General features: G+C 60.8%; 13 protein-coding genes and 1 pseudogene. 10 read left to right on the top strand and 4 right to left on the bottom strand.

The window, feature by feature from the left end:
• Nucleotides 1-7: 7 nt before the first annotated feature.
• Entirely contained in the window at nucleotides 8-865 is an 858-nt protein-coding gene (locus tag V8Z78_RS18660) for a DUF2145 domain-containing protein (protein ID WP_003065630.1), read from the top strand.
• 70 nt (nucleotides 866-935) lie between these two features.
• Complete coding sequence (locus V8Z78_RS18655; protein ID WP_314353088.1) at nucleotides 936-2,036, top strand: serine endopeptidase; 1,101 nt, start codon at nucleotides 936-938, stop codon at nucleotides 2,034-2,036.
• A 29-nt stretch (nucleotides 2,037-2,065) separates the two neighbouring features.
• On the opposite strand, the gene V8Z78_RS18650 is transcribed toward V8Z78_RS18655, so the two are convergent.
• Together V8Z78_RS18650 and tgt are read right to left on the bottom strand one after the other, a co-directional pair.
• Nucleotides 2,066-3,487, bottom strand: a complete 1,422-nt coding sequence (locus V8Z78_RS18650; protein ID WP_314353089.1) for a GGDEF domain-containing protein — start codon at nucleotides 3,485-3,487, stop codon at nucleotides 2,066-2,068.
• A 273-nt stretch (nucleotides 3,488-3,760) separates the two neighbouring features.
• Entirely contained in the window at nucleotides 3,761-4,933 is a 1,173-nt protein-coding gene (gene tgt / locus V8Z78_RS18645; protein ID WP_003065625.1) for a tRNA guanosine(34) transglycosylase Tgt, read from the bottom strand.
• A gap of 121 nt (nucleotides 4,934-5,054) precedes the next feature.
• Here tgt and V8Z78_RS18640 point away from each other — a divergent pair, with 121 nt between their 5' ends.
• The gene (locus V8Z78_RS18640) at nucleotides 5,055-5,528 is read left to right on the top strand and encodes a universal stress protein (protein ID WP_012836812.1); all 474 of its coding nucleotides are present in this window, start codon (nucleotides 5,055-5,057) and stop codon (nucleotides 5,526-5,528) included.
• Nucleotides 5,529-5,583: 55 nt separating this feature from the next.
• On the opposite strand, the gene V8Z78_RS18635 is transcribed toward V8Z78_RS18640, so the two are convergent.
• On the bottom strand, nucleotides 5,584-6,063 hold the full coding sequence (locus tag V8Z78_RS18635; RefSeq protein WP_050788965.1) for a hypothetical protein: 480 nt from the start codon (nucleotides 6,061-6,063) through the stop codon (nucleotides 5,584-5,586).
• A 38-nt stretch (nucleotides 6,064-6,101) separates the two neighbouring features.
• Nucleotides 6,102-6,626: a MarR family transcriptional regulator gene (locus tag V8Z78_RS18630; protein ID WP_409338882.1), complete on the bottom strand. Its 525-nt coding sequence runs from the start codon at nucleotides 6,624-6,626 to the stop codon at nucleotides 6,102-6,104.
• 116 nt (nucleotides 6,627-6,742) lie between these two features.
• Between V8Z78_RS18630 and V8Z78_RS18625 the strand changes: the two genes are divergently transcribed.
• The 7 genes and pseudogenes from V8Z78_RS18625 (at nucleotide 6,743) to V8Z78_RS18595 (ending at nucleotide 14,612) form a co-directional block, all read left to right on the top strand.
• On the top strand, nucleotides 6,743-9,055 hold the full coding sequence (locus tag V8Z78_RS18625; protein ID WP_003065620.1) for a bifunctional salicylyl-CoA 5-hydroxylase/oxidoreductase: 2,313 nt from the start codon (nucleotides 6,743-6,745) through the stop codon (nucleotides 9,053-9,055).
• 145 nt (nucleotides 9,056-9,200) lie between these two features.
• Nucleotides 9,201-9,971 (top strand): SDR family NAD(P)-dependent oxidoreductase, encoded by a 771-nt coding sequence (locus V8Z78_RS18620; protein ID WP_046461445.1) that lies wholly within the window; start codon nucleotides 9,201-9,203, stop codon nucleotides 9,969-9,971.
• A 21-nt stretch (nucleotides 9,972-9,992) separates the two neighbouring features.
• Entirely contained in the window at nucleotides 9,993-10,847 is an 855-nt protein-coding gene (locus V8Z78_RS18615; protein WP_034377981.1) for an enoyl-CoA hydratase family protein, read from the top strand.
• Between the two features lies 1 nt (nucleotide 10,848).
• Nucleotides 10,849-12,014 (top strand): annotated as a pseudogene (locus tag V8Z78_RS18610) (acyl-CoA dehydrogenase family protein).
• Nucleotides 12,015-12,067: 53 nt separating this feature from the next.
• Nucleotides 12,068-13,678 (top strand): benzoate-CoA ligase family protein, encoded by a 1,611-nt coding sequence (locus tag V8Z78_RS18605; protein WP_003065612.1) that lies wholly within the window; start codon nucleotides 12,068-12,070, stop codon nucleotides 13,676-13,678.
• 77 nt (nucleotides 13,679-13,755) lie between these two features.
• Nucleotides 13,756-14,217, top strand: a complete 462-nt coding sequence (locus tag V8Z78_RS18600) for an acyl-CoA thioesterase (RefSeq protein WP_003065610.1) — start codon at nucleotides 13,756-13,758, stop codon at nucleotides 14,215-14,217.
• Between the two features lie 2 nt (nucleotides 14,218-14,219).
• Nucleotides 14,220-14,612: a RidA family protein gene (locus V8Z78_RS18595; RefSeq protein WP_003065607.1), complete on the top strand. Its 393-nt coding sequence runs from the start codon at nucleotides 14,220-14,222 to the stop codon at nucleotides 14,610-14,612.
• Nucleotides 14,613-14,643: the final 31 nt, after the last annotated feature.

Raw genomic sequence — 14,643 nt, 5'->3', positions numbered from 1 at the left:
GGCTCGCATGATCAAGGAAGCTACAAGCGTTGTACACGCCATGGCGCCCGCTCGACGCGCCGGCATGCCCATTCACGGCCCTGTGGCGCTGGCGCTGGGCGCCGCGCTGATTGCCTGGGCGGGCTCGGCCCAGGCCGGCCGCAGCTGTGAAGACCGTCCGCTGACCGCCGATGTGATGGCCAAGGGGCTGAATCTGGCCGCGCGCACCGCCAAGGCGCTGGACGCCGAATTCCAGAAGAACGGCACCCAGGTCGTGTTGCTGGCGCGGCAAGGGCAGGACTTGAGCAAATACGATCTCAAGTACTCGCACTATGGCTGGGCCTACAGAACGCCTGCCGGCCCCTGGCGCGTGGCCCACAAGCTCAACGAGTGCGGCACTGCATCCGGCCATATCTACCGCCAGGGCCTGGGCGAGTTCTTTCTTGACGATATGTGGCGCTATGAAGCCGCCATCCAGATCCCGACACCGGCGGTGCAGCAGGCCCTGCTCAAGTTCCTGAACGCTCCCACGGTGCTGCGCCTGCAAAACGAGCCCTACAGCATGGTCAGCTATGTCTGGAGCAGCAAATACCAGCAGTCGAACCAATGGGCGACCGAGACGCTGGCAGCCGCCATGGAGCCGGCTGCTATTCAGAATCGCGCACAGGCTCAGGCCTGGTTGCAGTCCAAGGGCTATGAGCCCAGCGCGCTCATCATCCGGGCGTTCTCGCGACTGGGCGGGCGCATGACGGCTGCCAATATCGCGTTTGACGATCATCCGAATGAAAAGCGCTTTGCCAGCCGCATCGAGACGGTGACGGTGGACTCCGTGACCCAGTGGTTGCAGCGCACGCAACTGGCATCGGCCGTGCGCACCGTGCAGTGAGTTTGAGTCTTTTTGGTTTCAAGGCCTTGCTGAGTATGCGCATGGCGCTACGTTTTTGGAGTAATTGAAAATGAGCAAGTCTCTGCGTTTGCCCGAGAAATGGTTTCGCCGCGGCCTCTGGCTGGTCGCGTTGGTGTTTGCCTTCTTCCTGATCGGTCTGGGTGGGCTGGTGGTGGGCAACCTGCCGCAGCCCGATCGCTCGCTGGAGATCGAGTCTTTTATTCCTGAGGCTGATGCACAGCGTGTGCAGGCCGAAATCGACCAGGCCCGGAAGATGGCCGGCGTGACCCAGAAGGCCCTGGACAGGGCCCAGCTCAAGTTCGACGCCGAGCGTGCGCGCTACCAGTCGGCGCGCGACACCTTTGACAACTGGGTGGCGACCCGCCGTGCGACAGAGCGCCCCGAGCAGGATGCAGAGCTGGTCGTACGCAGCAAGGCGCTGGACGAGCTCAAGCAGGCTGAGGACAAGGCCCGCCAGGAGCGCGAGAAAGAGGCCCAGACCCATCTGGAGGCCAATCAGGCAGTCTCCAACGCCGAGGCCGAGATGAGCAATCTGCGCGAGCAGGCCTATCCTCAGTACGAAGCCGCCATGCGAGCCAGCGAGCTGCGCGTGTTTCTGTTCCGCCTGGCCATCACTTTGCCCCTGCTGGGCGTGGCGGGCTGGTTGTTCGCCAAGAAGCGCAAGAGCACCTGGTGGCCATTTGTCTGGGGCTTTATCTTTTTTGCGCTGTTCGCCTTCTTTGTCGAGTTGGTACCTTATCTGCCCGACTACGGCGGCTATGTGCGCTATATCGTCGGCATTTTGGTGACAGTATTGCTGGGGCGCTATGCCATTCTGGCGCTCAACCGCTATCTGGAAAAACAGAAGCTGCAGGAGTCTCTGCCCGAAGAGCAGCGCCGTGAAGAACTGAGCTATGACGTGGCGCTGGAGCGCCTGTCCAAGAATGTGTGCCCGGGCTGCGAGCGCCCGGTGGATCTCAAGAACACCGAGATCGACTTCTGCCCCCATTGCGGTATCGGTCTGTTTGACCATTGCGGCAGCTGCAATACCCGCAAGAGCGCGTTCTCACGCTTTTGTCATAGCTGCGGCACTGCGGCCGGCAAGATGCTGCCGCGTCCCGATGCGGCGGTTGCAGCACCGCTTGCATCCGGGTCCGACGAGCCCGGATGACCTTGGGGCGGACTATCGGCGTGTCGCGCTCAGCAAAGCTGTGAACTGACGCGATCGCGCCCGGCGGCCTTGGCTTCATACAAAGCCTGATCTGCCTGCTGCAGCAGCATGTCCAGGCTTTGATGCGCTTGCAGGCTTGCGGTATGGACCAGGCCAATGCTGACTGTGGCACTCATCGTCTTGTCATTCATGGGCACGCGCAGCTCCCGGATGGCGCGGTTGATGCGCTTGGCGATCTCCTGCGCAGCGGTTGCGTCCACCTTGGGCAGGGCCACGGCGAATTCCTCGCCTCCCATGCGGCCCACGATGTCCTGAGCGCGCAGCACCTGACTCAGGGTCTGGCTGAAGCTGCGCAGCAATTGGTCGCCTCCCGCATGGCCGAAGCTGTCGTTGATCTGTTTGAAATGGTCGAGATCCAGCATCAGAATGGCAAAGGGCTGGCCATCCTGGCGGCAACGCTCCAGTATTCTTTGCCCCTGCTTCATGAAGGCACCGCGTGCCAGCATATCGGTCAGAAAATCGTGGTTGACGGCATGACTGAGCTTTTGCATCAGCTCGTTGCGCGCCATATGCGATCCGGCCACCGCCAGCGGGCCCAGCACCAGCATGCATAGCCCCATGCGAAATGACAGCGTTTCGAGAAAATGAGCGGGTGTGAATTCAAGCGTGCCCAGCGAAATGAAGATGATGCTGCTCAGGCAAAGTGTTGCCGTGATCAGCGTCAGACTGAAGATGCGATAGCTCAGCGCGCACCATATGAGAGCCGGCAGCGAGAACGCCAGCGAGCCGGGACCTTTGATCCAGTAGCTGATGGCCTCCAGCGCAATGACAGACAGCAAAGGCAGGACGCGGCGCATGGGGGAGGGCTCGCCCAGATGCCCAACTGGCTGCTTGCGTGTCGGCCAGGCCAGAACAATGGGCAAAAACATCATGTAGTTCAGCCATTCGCTGCTCAGCCACATGGAAAAGGCCTGCCAGTGCGGCGTCCCGAAAACGGCGCTCAGCACCGGAGCTCCCAGCAGCGCGGCCGTCAGTGCGCCCAGACCGCTGCCCACAAACAGCAGCAGGGCGGAGGACTGGCGTTGCATGAACAAAGTGGCATGGCGCTGCCTGTGCATCAGCGCCCAGGCCGCGCCCACACCGGCCATATTGGCGATGCTCAGCAGGATCGCCACATCGAGCCGGCTGCCCGTGAGCAGATCGGCTGCGATATAGGCTGCCGAAACCGCCAGCACCGAGCTCGGGCGCAGCCAGTCAGGGCGGTGCAGCAAAAGGCCCAGCAGCAGCGCGTTTGCGGGCCAGATCGCCGAGAGAAATCCCATGGGGCGCCCCAGTATGCCCAACAAGGCGGCTAGCAACACCAGGCCCCCAAGCCCGAGCGCCGCTGCCCATGTCCTGGGGGCAGCGGTCTGCGGCAGCGGCGTTGGCTTGGGTGCGGAGGCTTCGGTCATGGGAGAGGGGCCGCGAGCGTTTCGTGGAATTTTCTTCAGTGGCTCTTTGCGAATTCGATATCAATCGCCAAAAATGCCTGTTGTTGCCGTCAGATGTTGTGGTTCTAACAAAAACATATAGAAAAACGATTGCCAAAGCGGTTTTGCAGCGCGCAATTGACGATGTTTTTCATTTGACGGACTCCAGACAAACCGGATGTCAGCCGCCGAATGAAAAAAGCCAGAGACTCGCTCTGGCTTTTCGAGGTTCTGCTGCGGCAGATGATGGGTGGCTCAGACCCCGCGTGCGCGGTCGGCCTTGAATTGGGCGCGGAACTCGGCAAAAGTGCCTGCGTCCAGTGCGTTGCGGATTTCCTGCATCAGGTTCAGGTAATAGTGCAGATTGTGGATGGTGGTGAGCATGGGGCCCAGCATCTCGCCGCAGCGGTCCAGGTGGTGCAGATAGGCACGGCTGAAGCCTTCGCGGCCGCCATCGTCCCAGCTCACGCCGCTCTTGCCCGCGCACGCGTGGCAGGTGCAGGTGGTGTCTATGGGCTGGTGGTCCACCTTGTGACGAGCGTTGCGGATCTTCAGATCGCCGTAGCGCGTGAAGATGGTGCCGTTGCGCGCATTGCGGGTAGGCATCACGCAGTCAAACATGTCGACGCCATCGGCCACGCCTTGCACCAGGTCTTCGGGTGTTCCTACGCCCATCAGATAGCGCGGCTTGTTGGCGGGCAGCAGATGCGGCGTGTGGGCCATGATCTCCAGCATTTCGTCCTTGGGTTCACCCACGGAGACGCCACCCACGGCATAGCCGGGGAAATCGATTTCCAGCAGACCCTGCAGCGATTCCTCACGCAGATTGGTGTACATGCCGCCTTGCACGATGCCGAACAAGGCATTGGGGTTTTCCAGGCGCTGGAATTCCTCCTTGGAGCGCTTGGCCCAGCGACGGCTCATCTCCATGGACTTGCGCGCTTCGGCTTCGGTGGTCTTCTTGCCGTTGGTTTCGTAGGGCGTGCACTCGTCGAGCTGCATGACGATGTCCGAATTCAGAATCGTCTGGATCTGCATGCTGACCTCGGGCGACATGAACAGCTTGTCGCCGTTCACGGGACTCTGGAAATGCACGCCTTCTTCGGTGATCTTGCGCATCGCACCCAGCGACCAGACCTGGAAGCCCCCCGAGTCAGTCAGTATGGGCTTGTCCCACTTCTCAAAGTCGTGCAGACCGCCAAAGGACTTCATGATGTCCAGGCCTGGACGCATCCACAGATGGAAGGTGTTGCCCAGAATGATCTGTGCGCCCATTTCTTCGAGGCTGCGCGGCATCACGCCCTTGACGGTGCCATAGGTGCCAACGGGCATGAAGATGGGGGTCTGGACCTTGCCGTGGTTAAGCGTCAAGGTGCCACGGCGCGCGTGGCTGGTCGGGTCGGTCTTGAGAAGGTCAAACTGCAGCATAGCCCGCTATTTTCCCAGATGCCCGCAAGCACTGCTGCAATAGCCGGTGCTTGCCCCAGATTCGCAACCCGTCTTTGCAGCCTGGGCCTACACTGGTGCGCAAGACGAACAGGAGGTTGCCATGCTCAAGATCATGATCGCGGTGGATGGATCGGATGTCGCACTTGAGGCCGTACGCCACGGCATCAAGCTTTTGCAGAGCGGACTGGATGCTCACTTTGTAATAGCTCATGTGCAGAAGGAGGCCACGCTGCTGGAGCTTGCAACCACAGATTCAGATCTGATCGCCAACGCCAGCATCGAAGCCGGCATGGATCTGGTGGCGCCTGCACAGGATCTTCTCAAGGAGGCAGGGGCCTCCTATGAAGTGGAGATCAGCCTGGGCGAAGAGGCCAATACCCTGATCGATATTGCCGAGAGCAATGAATGCGATCAGATCATCATCGGTGCCACGGGCCAGAGCGGCCTGGGCAGCATTCTGATCGGCTCGGTCTCACGCGAGGTGGCCAGACACAGTCGGCTGCCGGTGACGATTGTGAAAATGCCCGAAGTGGCCGAGGCGGATGACAACTCCGCTGAAGATGCTGATTCCTGATTTGATAGCGCTATGCGCTTGACCAATAAGCGCTGGAAGGAAGTTTGACTGGAGGTCAGGCCGCACGACGCTGCTGGCCGGATTCACGTCTTTGCCAGCTGCTGCGGCTGCCTGCACGATGGGCTGCAAATTTGCCATGCGGCATGCTGGCCAGGCGCATCAGCATCCAGCGGCAATAGCCTTGCACGCTCAGGCATTTGTTGATTTCTTCTTCGGGCAGCGGGCCGGAGACCACGACCAGCCGGTTTGCGCCTTCCCAGTCTCCTGCCATGCGCAGACGGCGTTGCGCGCCCATGGCCCAGGAGTGAATGCGGGTGGGGTGACCATGCTGGTGCACGCGACCGGTGATTCGGTCAAACGCGATGGCGACCAGCTCGGTCTTGAGACGATAGGGCCGCTCTCCCGTGATGGCGTTGGGCGCATCACGCATGTCGTAGAGATAGTAGAACCCGGACTTGAGCCGATATCGCAGATGCAGTAAATCCATGAACCATGCCCCCCAAGCCTGTGTCACGCAGGACTGCGTGCAGGGCATTCTCCATGAAATTGTCACAAAACGGTGTTTTTTCGGACTCAGGCACTTTCTGGCGAGCTCAGCACCTGTCTGAGCTTGCCCAGTTGTTCATACAGATCGCTGACGTTTTTGCTGCCCAGCGGAGTCAGCAACTGCTCAAGCCATAGCTCATGCGCAGCAGCCATGGCCTTGAACTGCTTTTTGCCCGAGCGGGTCAGGCGCACGATCATGGAGCGGCGATCTTCCTCGTCAGCCACGCGTTCCACCCAGCCTTCGGCCACCAGTTGATCGGTCAGTCCGGTCACATTGCCGCCGGTCACCATCAGATATTCCGACAGGGTCTTCATGCGCAGACCTTTGGGAAAGCGGCTGAGTTGTGCCAGGTAGTCAAAACGAGGCAAGGTCGTGCCGAACTCTGTGCGTAGCTGGCTGCGAATGACTTGCTCAATCTGTGTGCTGCAGGTCAGAAGGCGCAGCCACAGGCGCACGGCCTGATGGTCGGAGTGGGACAGGCCAGCCTCGCGTCCCGGGGCTTCGGGCATGTCGATGGAGAAATCCGGATTGTGTTGGGCCATGGTTGGCATGGTGCGCAAACTAGCGTGCTTTGGGTTCAGGGTTTGGCCGGATTCTAGTGAAAATTTCATGCATTAATAATTTAGATATAAAGTAATTTTTCAAAAGCCAGGAACGGATCACTGTCATGAAAATTGTCTGCATAGGTGGTGGCCCCGCCGGCTTGTACTTCGCTTTGCTGATGAAGCAGATGAGCCCTGCGCATGAGGTGACGGTGGTGGAGCGCAACAAGCCCTACGACACCTTTGGCTGGGGCGTGGTTTTCTCCGATGCCACCATGGACAATATGCGCGACTGGGACCCGGTGACAGCCGCGCAGATCGAGCAGGCTTTCAACCATTGGGACGATATCGAGTTGCTGTTCAAAGGGCGCAAGATTCGCTCCGGAGGACATGGTTTTGTGGGGATTGGCCGCAAGCATCTGCTCAATATCCTGCAAGCACGATGCGAACAGCTGGGTGTGAACCTGGTGTTCGAGACCGACGTGCAAAGCGACGAGGACTATCCGGATGCCGACCTTGTGATTGCCTGCGATGGCGTGAACTCGCGCATTCGCAGCAAGTACGCCGACATCTTCAAGCCCGATATCGTCACCCGCCCCAATCGCTATATCTGGCTGGGGACGAACAAGGTCTACGAGGCATTCACCTTTGATTTCGTGCGCACGCCGCATGGCTGGTTTCAGGCGCATATCTACAAGTTCGACGACAAGACCTCGACCTTCATAGTGGAGACCACGGAGGAATGCTGGAAAGCCAGCGGTCTTGACACCGCCGATCAAGAGCAGTCCATTGCCTTCTGTGAAAAGTTGTTCGCGGACAATCTTCAGGGCGAGAAACTGATGACCAATGCCCGCCATCTGCGCGGCTCGGCCTGGATCAACTTTCAGCGCGTGGTCTGCGATCAGTGGTGGTTGAAAAACCGCAAGGGCAGCCATGTGGTGCTGATGGGCGATGCCGTGCATACGGCACATTTCGCCATTGGCTCAGGAACCAAGCTGGCGATTGAGGATGCGATCGAGCTGGCTCGCCAGTTCAAGCTGCGGGGTGATGCGGCTGCGCATATTCCCGAGGTGCTGGCGGCCTATCAGGAAGCGCGTCGCGTTGAGACGCTGCGCATTCAGAATGCGGCCTGGAATGCGATGGAGTGGTTCGAGGTCTGCGGCCAGCGCTATTGCGACCAGCTGGAGCCCGAGCAGTTCATGTACTCCATGCTCACGCGCAGCCAGCGCATCAGCCATGAAAACCTGCGCCTGCGTGATGCGCAGTGGCTTGGCGGCTATGAGAAATGGCTGGCCGAAAGAAGCGGTGTTGCGGTCGATGCCAAGGCGCCGCCGCCCATGTTCCTGCCCTATACCCTGCGCGGCATCACGCTGAAGAACCGTATCGTGGTCTCTCCCATGGCGCAGTACTCTGCGGTTGATGGCGTGCCTGGTGAGTTTCACCTCGTTCACCTGGGTGCGCGTGCGCTTGGCGGTGCCGGTCTGGTGTTCGCCGAGATGGCCTGTGTCAGCCCCGAGGGGCGCATCACGCCTGGCTGCCCAGGTACTTATAGCGCTGAGCAAAAGCAGGCCTGGAAACGCATCAGCGACTGGATTCACACCAACACCGATGCCAAGTTCGCCATGCAGATCGGCCATGCGGGTGCCAAGGCCTCGACGCGGCTGGCCTGGGAAGGTACGGATCTGCCGCTGGAGCAGGGCAACTGGCCCGTCATGGCAGCGTCGGAGCAGCAATATCTGCAGGGAGTGAGCCAGATCTCCAGGGCCATGACACGCGCCGACATGGATGAGGTGCTGCAGCAGTTTGTGCATGCTGCGCAAATGGCGGCCGACATCGGCGTGGACTGGCTGGAGCTGCATTGTGCGCACGGCTATCTGCTGTCGGGCTTTATCTCGCCGCTGACCAATCAGCGCAGTGATGAATATGGCGGCAGCCTGGAAAACCGCTTGCGCTACCCGCTGGAAGTGTTCAAGGCCATGCGTGCCGTTTGGCCGCAGGACAAGCCCATGTCCGTGCGCATCTCTGCCCATGACTGGGTGCCGGGCGGCATCACGCCCGAGGATGCGGTACAGATTGCCAAGGCCTTCAAGGCCGCAGGTGCCGATCTGATCGACTGCTCATCGGGGCAGGTCAGCAAGCTCGAAAAGCCGGTGTTTGGCCGCATGTATCAAACCCCGTTTGCAGACCGCATTCGACAAGAGGCCGGTATTGCGACCATGGCAGTGGGCGCGATCAGCGAAGCCGACCATGCCAACAGCATCATTGCTGCAGGACGTGCCGATCTGTGTGCGATTGCCAGACCGCATCTGGCCAATCCGGCCTGGACGCTGACCGAGGCCGCCAAGATAGGCTACACGCCTATCGTCTGGCCCAAACAATACTTCCAAGGCAAGCGCCAGATGGAAGCCCTGTTCGAGCGCGAAAAGGCCTTGAAATGAAGCACCCCCTGAGCCGCTGCGCGCCTTCCCCCCTCTCTCCACACGCTGCGCGCTATGGGAGGGGGCGGCACCCATGGCGTGGGGTGGCTCTTCCTTGGTGTTCGTGTGGCGGTTCGCGCTAGTTTCGTGAGCGATGGAGAACTCAATGACAGGCGATCTGAACGATCAACATGCGCTGGTGACAGGCGCGGGCCAGGGCATTGGCGAGGCGATTGCACGCCAGTTGCTGGCGCAGGGCGCTCGCGTCACGGTGCTGGGGCGTCGCGCCGAGCCGCTGCAAAAACTGGTGGAAGAACATCCCGGTCAATGCCGGATGGTACTGGCCGATGTGGCGGATGAGTCACAGGTGAAAACGGCGTTTGAAAAGGCAGTGGCTGCGCAAGGTGCCATCAGTATCCTGATCAACAACGCAGGTCAGGCCGGCAGTGCACCATTCATGAAGATGGATGCCGCGCATTGGCAGCAGATGCTGGCCGTCAATCTGAGCGGCACCATGCACTGCATCCAGCAAGTGCTGCCGGCCATGTCCGCTTCGGGCTGGGGGCGCATCGTCAATGTGGCCAGCACGGCCGGTTTGGTGGGCTATGCCTATGTCGCAGCCTATGTGGCGGCCAAGCATGGAGTGGTGGGTCTGACACGAGCTCTGGCGCTGGAGTACGCCAAGACCGGGATCACCGTCAACGCCGTCTGCCCCGGCTATACCGAAACCGAGATTGTCAAAACCGGCATTGACCGCGTCGTAGCCAAGACCGGCCGCACACCGCAGCAGGCAATGGCCGAGTTCGTCAAATCCAACCCTCAAGGCCGCCTGGTACAGCCGCACGAGGTGGCGGACGCCGTGCTGTGGCTATGTGGGCGAGGCGCATCAAGTATTACCGGGCAAGCCATAGCCGTCGCTGGTGGCGAAGTCATGTGAACCGGATCTTTGGAGACAGACATGAGCGAATATGCAATCGATCCAGCGCTGCAAGCTGGCAATCACAAGCTGCTGGCGGGCTATAAGGCTACGCATTTCCAGTGGCAGGTGACAGATGGTGTGGCCACCATCACCCTCAATCGCCCGGAGCGCAAGAATCCGCTGACGTTTGATTCCTATGCCGAGCTGCGTGACCTGTTTCACCAGCTCAAGTGGGCGCAGGATGTAAAGGCCGTGGTGCTGGTCGGCGCGGGCGGCAACTTCTGCTCGGGCGGTGATGTGCATGAAATCATCGGTCCGCTGGTCGCGCTCAAGGCTCCCGAGTTGCTGATGTTCACCCGCATGACGGGCGAACTGGTCAAGACCATGCGAGCCTGCCCCCAGCCCATCATTGCGGCAATCGATGGCGTATGTGCGGGGGCAGGGGCCATCATGGCCATGGCCTCGGACATGCGCCTGGGCACTGCGCGCAGCAAGACCGCATTCCTGTTCAACCGCGTGGGGCTGGCGGGCTGCGACATGGGGGCCTGCGCCATGCTGCCGCGCATCATTGGCCAGGGCCGTGCGAGTGAGTTGCTCTATACGGGGCGCAGCCTGGGCGGAGAGGAGGGTGAACGCTGGGGCTTCTTCAACCGTCTGAGCGAACCTGAGAGTGTGCTGGCCGAGGCGCAGAAGCTGGCCGCCGATCTGGCTGCCGGTCCCAGCTTTGCCAACGGCATTACCAAGACCATGCTGCACCAGGAATGGGCCATGACCATAGAGCAGGCCATCGAAGCCGAAGCCCAGGCCCAGGCCCTGTGCATGCTGACCGAGGATTTCTCGCGTGCCTATCACGCGTTCGTGGCCAAGCAAAAGCCAGTCTTTCAAGGAAACTGATATGGCAGACACCAGCTATCTGAAGTGGCCTTTTTTTTGAAGCCCATCACGCTCGTCTGGCCCAGTCGCTGGATGCCTGGGCCAGGCAGAACATTGCGCATTCCCATGGCGCCGATGTGGATGCCGAATGCCGGCAACTGGTCAAGGCCCTGGGCGAGGCCGGCTGGCTGCGTCATGCGGTTGCGGGTACGGCCTATGGCGGTGCGGGAGAGCATATTGATACAAGAGCCATCTGCCTGATCCGGGAGACTCTGGCGCGTCATAGCGGGCTGGCCGACTTTGCGTTTGCCATGCAGGGTCTGGGTTCGGGGGCGATTTCTCTGGCGGGCAGCGAGGAGCAGAAAAAACGCTATCTGAGCCTGGTGGCCAGGGGCGATGCGATCTCGGCCTTTGCGCTGTCCGAGCCCGACGCCGGCTCGGACGTGGCGGCCATGGCCTGCGAGGCCAGGCTGGAAGGTGATCACTATGTCATCAACGGCGAGAAGACCTGGATTTCCAACGGGGGGGATTGCCGACTTCTATGTCGTTTTTGTGCGTACCGGCGAGGCTGCGGGTTCGCGTGGTCTGTCGGCACTGATCGTGGAGGCCGGCACCCCGGGCTTTGAGATTGCCGAGCGTATCAACGTCATCGCGCCACACCCGCTGGCGCGTTTGAAGTTTTCGAACTGCCGCGTGCCTGCCGCCCAGCTCGTGGGCGCGGCCGGCGAGGGCTTCAAGGTGGCGATGCGCACGCTCGATGTGTTCCGCACCTCGGTGGCCGCCGCATCGTTGGGCTTTGCGCGTCGTGCCATGGATGAGGCATTGCAGCGCGCGACCAGCCGCAAGATGTTCGGCGGCGTGCTGGCTGATTTTCAGCTCACCCAGGCCAAGCTGGCGCAGATGGCCACGCAGATCGACAGTGCGGCGCTGCTGACCTATCGCGCAGCCTGGTTGCGTGACCAGGGCGAGAACGTGACAAGGGAAGCCGCCATGGCCAAGATGACGGCGACGGAAAACGCCCAGCAGGTGATCGATGCCGCCGTGCAGATCTGGGGCGGCCTGGGTGTGGTCAGCGAGCAGCCTGTGGAGCGCCTTTACCGGGAGATTCGCGCCCTGCGCATCTACGAAGGCGCGACCGAGGTGCAGCAGCTCATCATTGGGCGTGACCTTATCAAAAGTCATAGCTGATGGCGATTTTGTATCAAGCGTTTGATCCTGTTTTTGCCTGAAAGATCGGAATCATGTCGTACACCGCGCATATCGATACCTTTGCTGCCGACAACCTGCCACCGCCCGAACAGCAGCCCGAGTTCATTTTCGAGCTGCCCGAGCTGCGGTTCCCCGAGCGCCTGAACTGTGCTGTGGAGCTGCTGGATAGACATGTGAGCGAGGGGCGCGGCGACCGCTTGTGCATTCAGGCCGAAGGCCTGCGCTGGAGCTATGCGGATCTGCAGCTCAAGGCCAATCGCATCGCCAATGTGCTGACGCAGGAGCTGGGACTGCAGCCGGGCAACCGTGTGTTGCTGTGCGCACCCAACAATCCCATGATGGTGGCCTGCTGGTTTGGCGTCATCAAGGCCGGGGGCATTGCCGTGGCCGCCATGCCGCTGCTGCGGGCCAAGGAGCTGTCCACCATCATCGACATAGCGCAGATCAGCCATGCGCTGTGCGATGCGGCACTGCGCACCGAGGTGCAGGGTGCGCAGGAAAAAACCAGCACGCTCAAGGCCGTGCGCTATTTCAACAGTGTGGAAGCCGATGCACTGGAGCGCCTGATGGAGCGGGCGGGCGATGACTTCCAGGCCGTGGAAACTGCAGCGACCGATACCTGTCTGCTGGGCTTCACCTCGGGCACCACGGGCGTGCCCAAGGCCACCATGCATTTTCATCGTGATGTGATGGCGGTCTGCGCCTGCTGGCCCGTGCATACGCTGCGTGCCAATGCCGACGATGTGTTCATAGGCAGTCCTCCGCTGGCATTCACTTTCGGGTTGGGGGGGCAGGTGCTGTTCCCTATGTCCATCGGGGCCAGCATGGCCTTGCTGGAGAAAGCCGGCCCCGTCCAATTGGTTGATGGCATTGAGCGATTTGGTGCCAGTGTGGTGTTCACTGCGCCCACGTCCTATCGTGTGATGGCCCAGCAGGGCGAACGTATCCGCCGCACCCGGCTGCGCAAATGCGTGTCGGCGGGCGAGGCCTTGACCGCCTCCACACGCGCGCTGTGGAAGGAGGCGACCGGTATTGAAATCATTGACGGCATCGGTTCTACCGAGATGCTGCACATCTTCATCTCGCACCGCGAAGAGGAGGCCCGTCCCGGTGCCACCGGCAAGGCCGTGCCCGGCTATCGGGCCAAGGTGGTGGATGATGCGGGGCTCGAGGTACCGCCCGGCACCGTGGGCAGACTGGCCGTGCAGGGTCCAACGGGGTGCCGCTATCTCAACGACAGCCGTCAGACCAAGTATGTGAGCCGGGGCTGGAATCTGACGGGCGATGCCTATCTGATGGATGTCGACGGCTATTTCGTTTATCAGGCACGCACCGACGACATGATCATCTCGGCCGGATACAACATCGCTGCACCCGAAGTCGAAGAGGCCCTGATGCAGCACGGTTCTGTGGCTGAATGCGCGGTGATTGGCGTGGCCGACAGCGAGCGAGGCCAGATCGTCAAGGCTTTTGTGGTGCTGCGTGCCGGCCATGTGGCCAGCGATGCCATGGTCATGGAGCTGCAGGATTTTGTGAAGAGCCAGGTCGCTCCCTACAAATATCCACGGGCCGTACAGTTCGTCGATCAGCTGCCGCGCACGGCCACGGGCAAGTTGCAGCGCTTTCGCCTGCATCAAACTTGATTGCTATGTTTTTAAAAGCTGCATGCGACTGATTGAAAAGCGCTGCAGGCAGATTTTGCCGAAGGAATTGTTTGGGTATGAATGAAGTGGCAATGGCTTCAAAACGCTTTGTGACGCAGGTGCCGATTCGTTTTGCGCACTGCGATCCGGCGGGCATTATCTTCTTTCCCCAGTATCTGGTGCTGTTCAACGGGCTGGTCGAAGACTGGTTCAACCAAGCGCTGGGCCTGAGCTATGCGGACATGCTGCACAAGGACAAGGTGGGCCTGCCCATCGTGCATCTGGAGTGCGACTTTCGTGCCATCACCCGCATGGGTGAAACCGTGAGTCTGGGCCTGTCGGTTGCCAAGCTGGGCAATCGTTCGCTGACGCTCGATGTGGATTGCACAGGCCCTGAGGGACAGCTGCGCGTGACGGCGCAGAAAGTGCTGGTCTTCACCAGTCTCCAAACCCATCAGGCCATCACTGCGCCGCAACATATCCGCCACGCAATCGAGCGTTGGCAAAGTTCATCCAATCCAACAGAAAACAGGAGTTGAACATGCAAGTACTGCTGCCTCCGGGCTGGCCCCGGCCCAAGGGATATGCGAATGGCGTGGCCGTCAGCGGCCGCCAGATCTATGTGGCCGGCATGATAGGCTGGGACGCCGAAGGTCGGTTTCATACTGACGACCTCGCGGCGCAGGCCAGACAGGCTCTGCACAATATCGTCGAGGTGCTGCAGGCCGGTGGAGCCAAGCCTGAACATATCGTGCGCATGACCTGGTATATCACCGACAAGAAGGAGTATCTGGCGCAGCAGGCCGAGATCGGCAAGGCCTATCGCGAACTGATCGGTTCATTCAGCGTGGCCATGACGGCCGTGCAGGTGGCTGCCTTGATCGAGGACCGGGCCAAGGTGGAGATCGAGGTGACTGCAGTCGTGCCCGACTGATTGGCAATCTGCGCACGCATAGCCGCTGGGC

The sequence above is a fragment of the Comamonas sp. wu1-DMT genome, assembly GCF_040187805.1.
Classification (GTDB): Bacteria; Pseudomonadota; Gammaproteobacteria; order Burkholderiales; family Burkholderiaceae_C; genus Comamonas; species Comamonas thiooxydans.
The sequence above is the reverse complement of the archived record's forward strand: the minus strand, read 5'-3'. Positions and strand labels throughout refer to the sequence as shown.

Bases quoted from the DNA above. Each gene is read 5' to 3' on its own strand.
- V8Z78_RS18660 (WP_003065630.1), top strand. From the start codon at position 8: ATGATCAAGGAAGCTACAAGCGTTGTACACGCCATGGCGCCCGCTCGA.
- V8Z78_RS18655 (WP_314353088.1), top strand. From the start codon at position 936: ATGAGCAAGTCTCTGCGTTTGCCCGAGAAATGGTTTCGCCGCGGCCTC.
- V8Z78_RS18650 (WP_314353089.1), bottom strand. From the start codon at position 3,487: ATGACCGAAGCCTCCGCACCCAAGCCAACGCCGCTGCCGCAGACCGCT.
- tgt (WP_003065625.1), bottom strand. From the start codon at position 4,933: ATGCTGCAGTTTGACCTTCTCAAGACCGACCCGACCAGCCACGCGCGC.
- V8Z78_RS18640 (WP_012836812.1), top strand. From the start codon at position 5,055: ATGCTCAAGATCATGATCGCGGTGGATGGATCGGATGTCGCACTTGAG.
- V8Z78_RS18635 (WP_050788965.1), bottom strand. From the start codon at position 6,063: ATGCCCTGCACGCAGTCCTGCGTGACACAGGCTTGGGGGGCATGGTTC.
- V8Z78_RS18630 (WP_409338882.1), bottom strand. From the start codon at position 6,626: ATGCCAACCATGGCCCAACACAATCCGGATTTCTCCATCGACATGCCC.
- V8Z78_RS18625 (WP_003065620.1), top strand. From the start codon at position 6,743: ATGAAAATTGTCTGCATAGGTGGTGGCCCCGCCGGCTTGTACTTCGCT.
- V8Z78_RS18620 (WP_046461445.1), top strand. From the start codon at position 9,201: ATGACAGGCGATCTGAACGATCAACATGCGCTGGTGACAGGCGCGGGC.
- V8Z78_RS18615 (WP_034377981.1), top strand. From the start codon at position 9,993: ATGAGCGAATATGCAATCGATCCAGCGCTGCAAGCTGGCAATCACAAG.
- V8Z78_RS18605 (WP_003065612.1), top strand. From the start codon at position 12,068: ATGTCGTACACCGCGCATATCGATACCTTTGCTGCCGACAACCTGCCA.
- V8Z78_RS18600 (WP_003065610.1), top strand. From the start codon at position 13,756: ATGAATGAAGTGGCAATGGCTTCAAAACGCTTTGTGACGCAGGTGCCG.
- V8Z78_RS18595 (WP_003065607.1), top strand. From the start codon at position 14,220: ATGCAAGTACTGCTGCCTCCGGGCTGGCCCCGGCCCAAGGGATATGCG.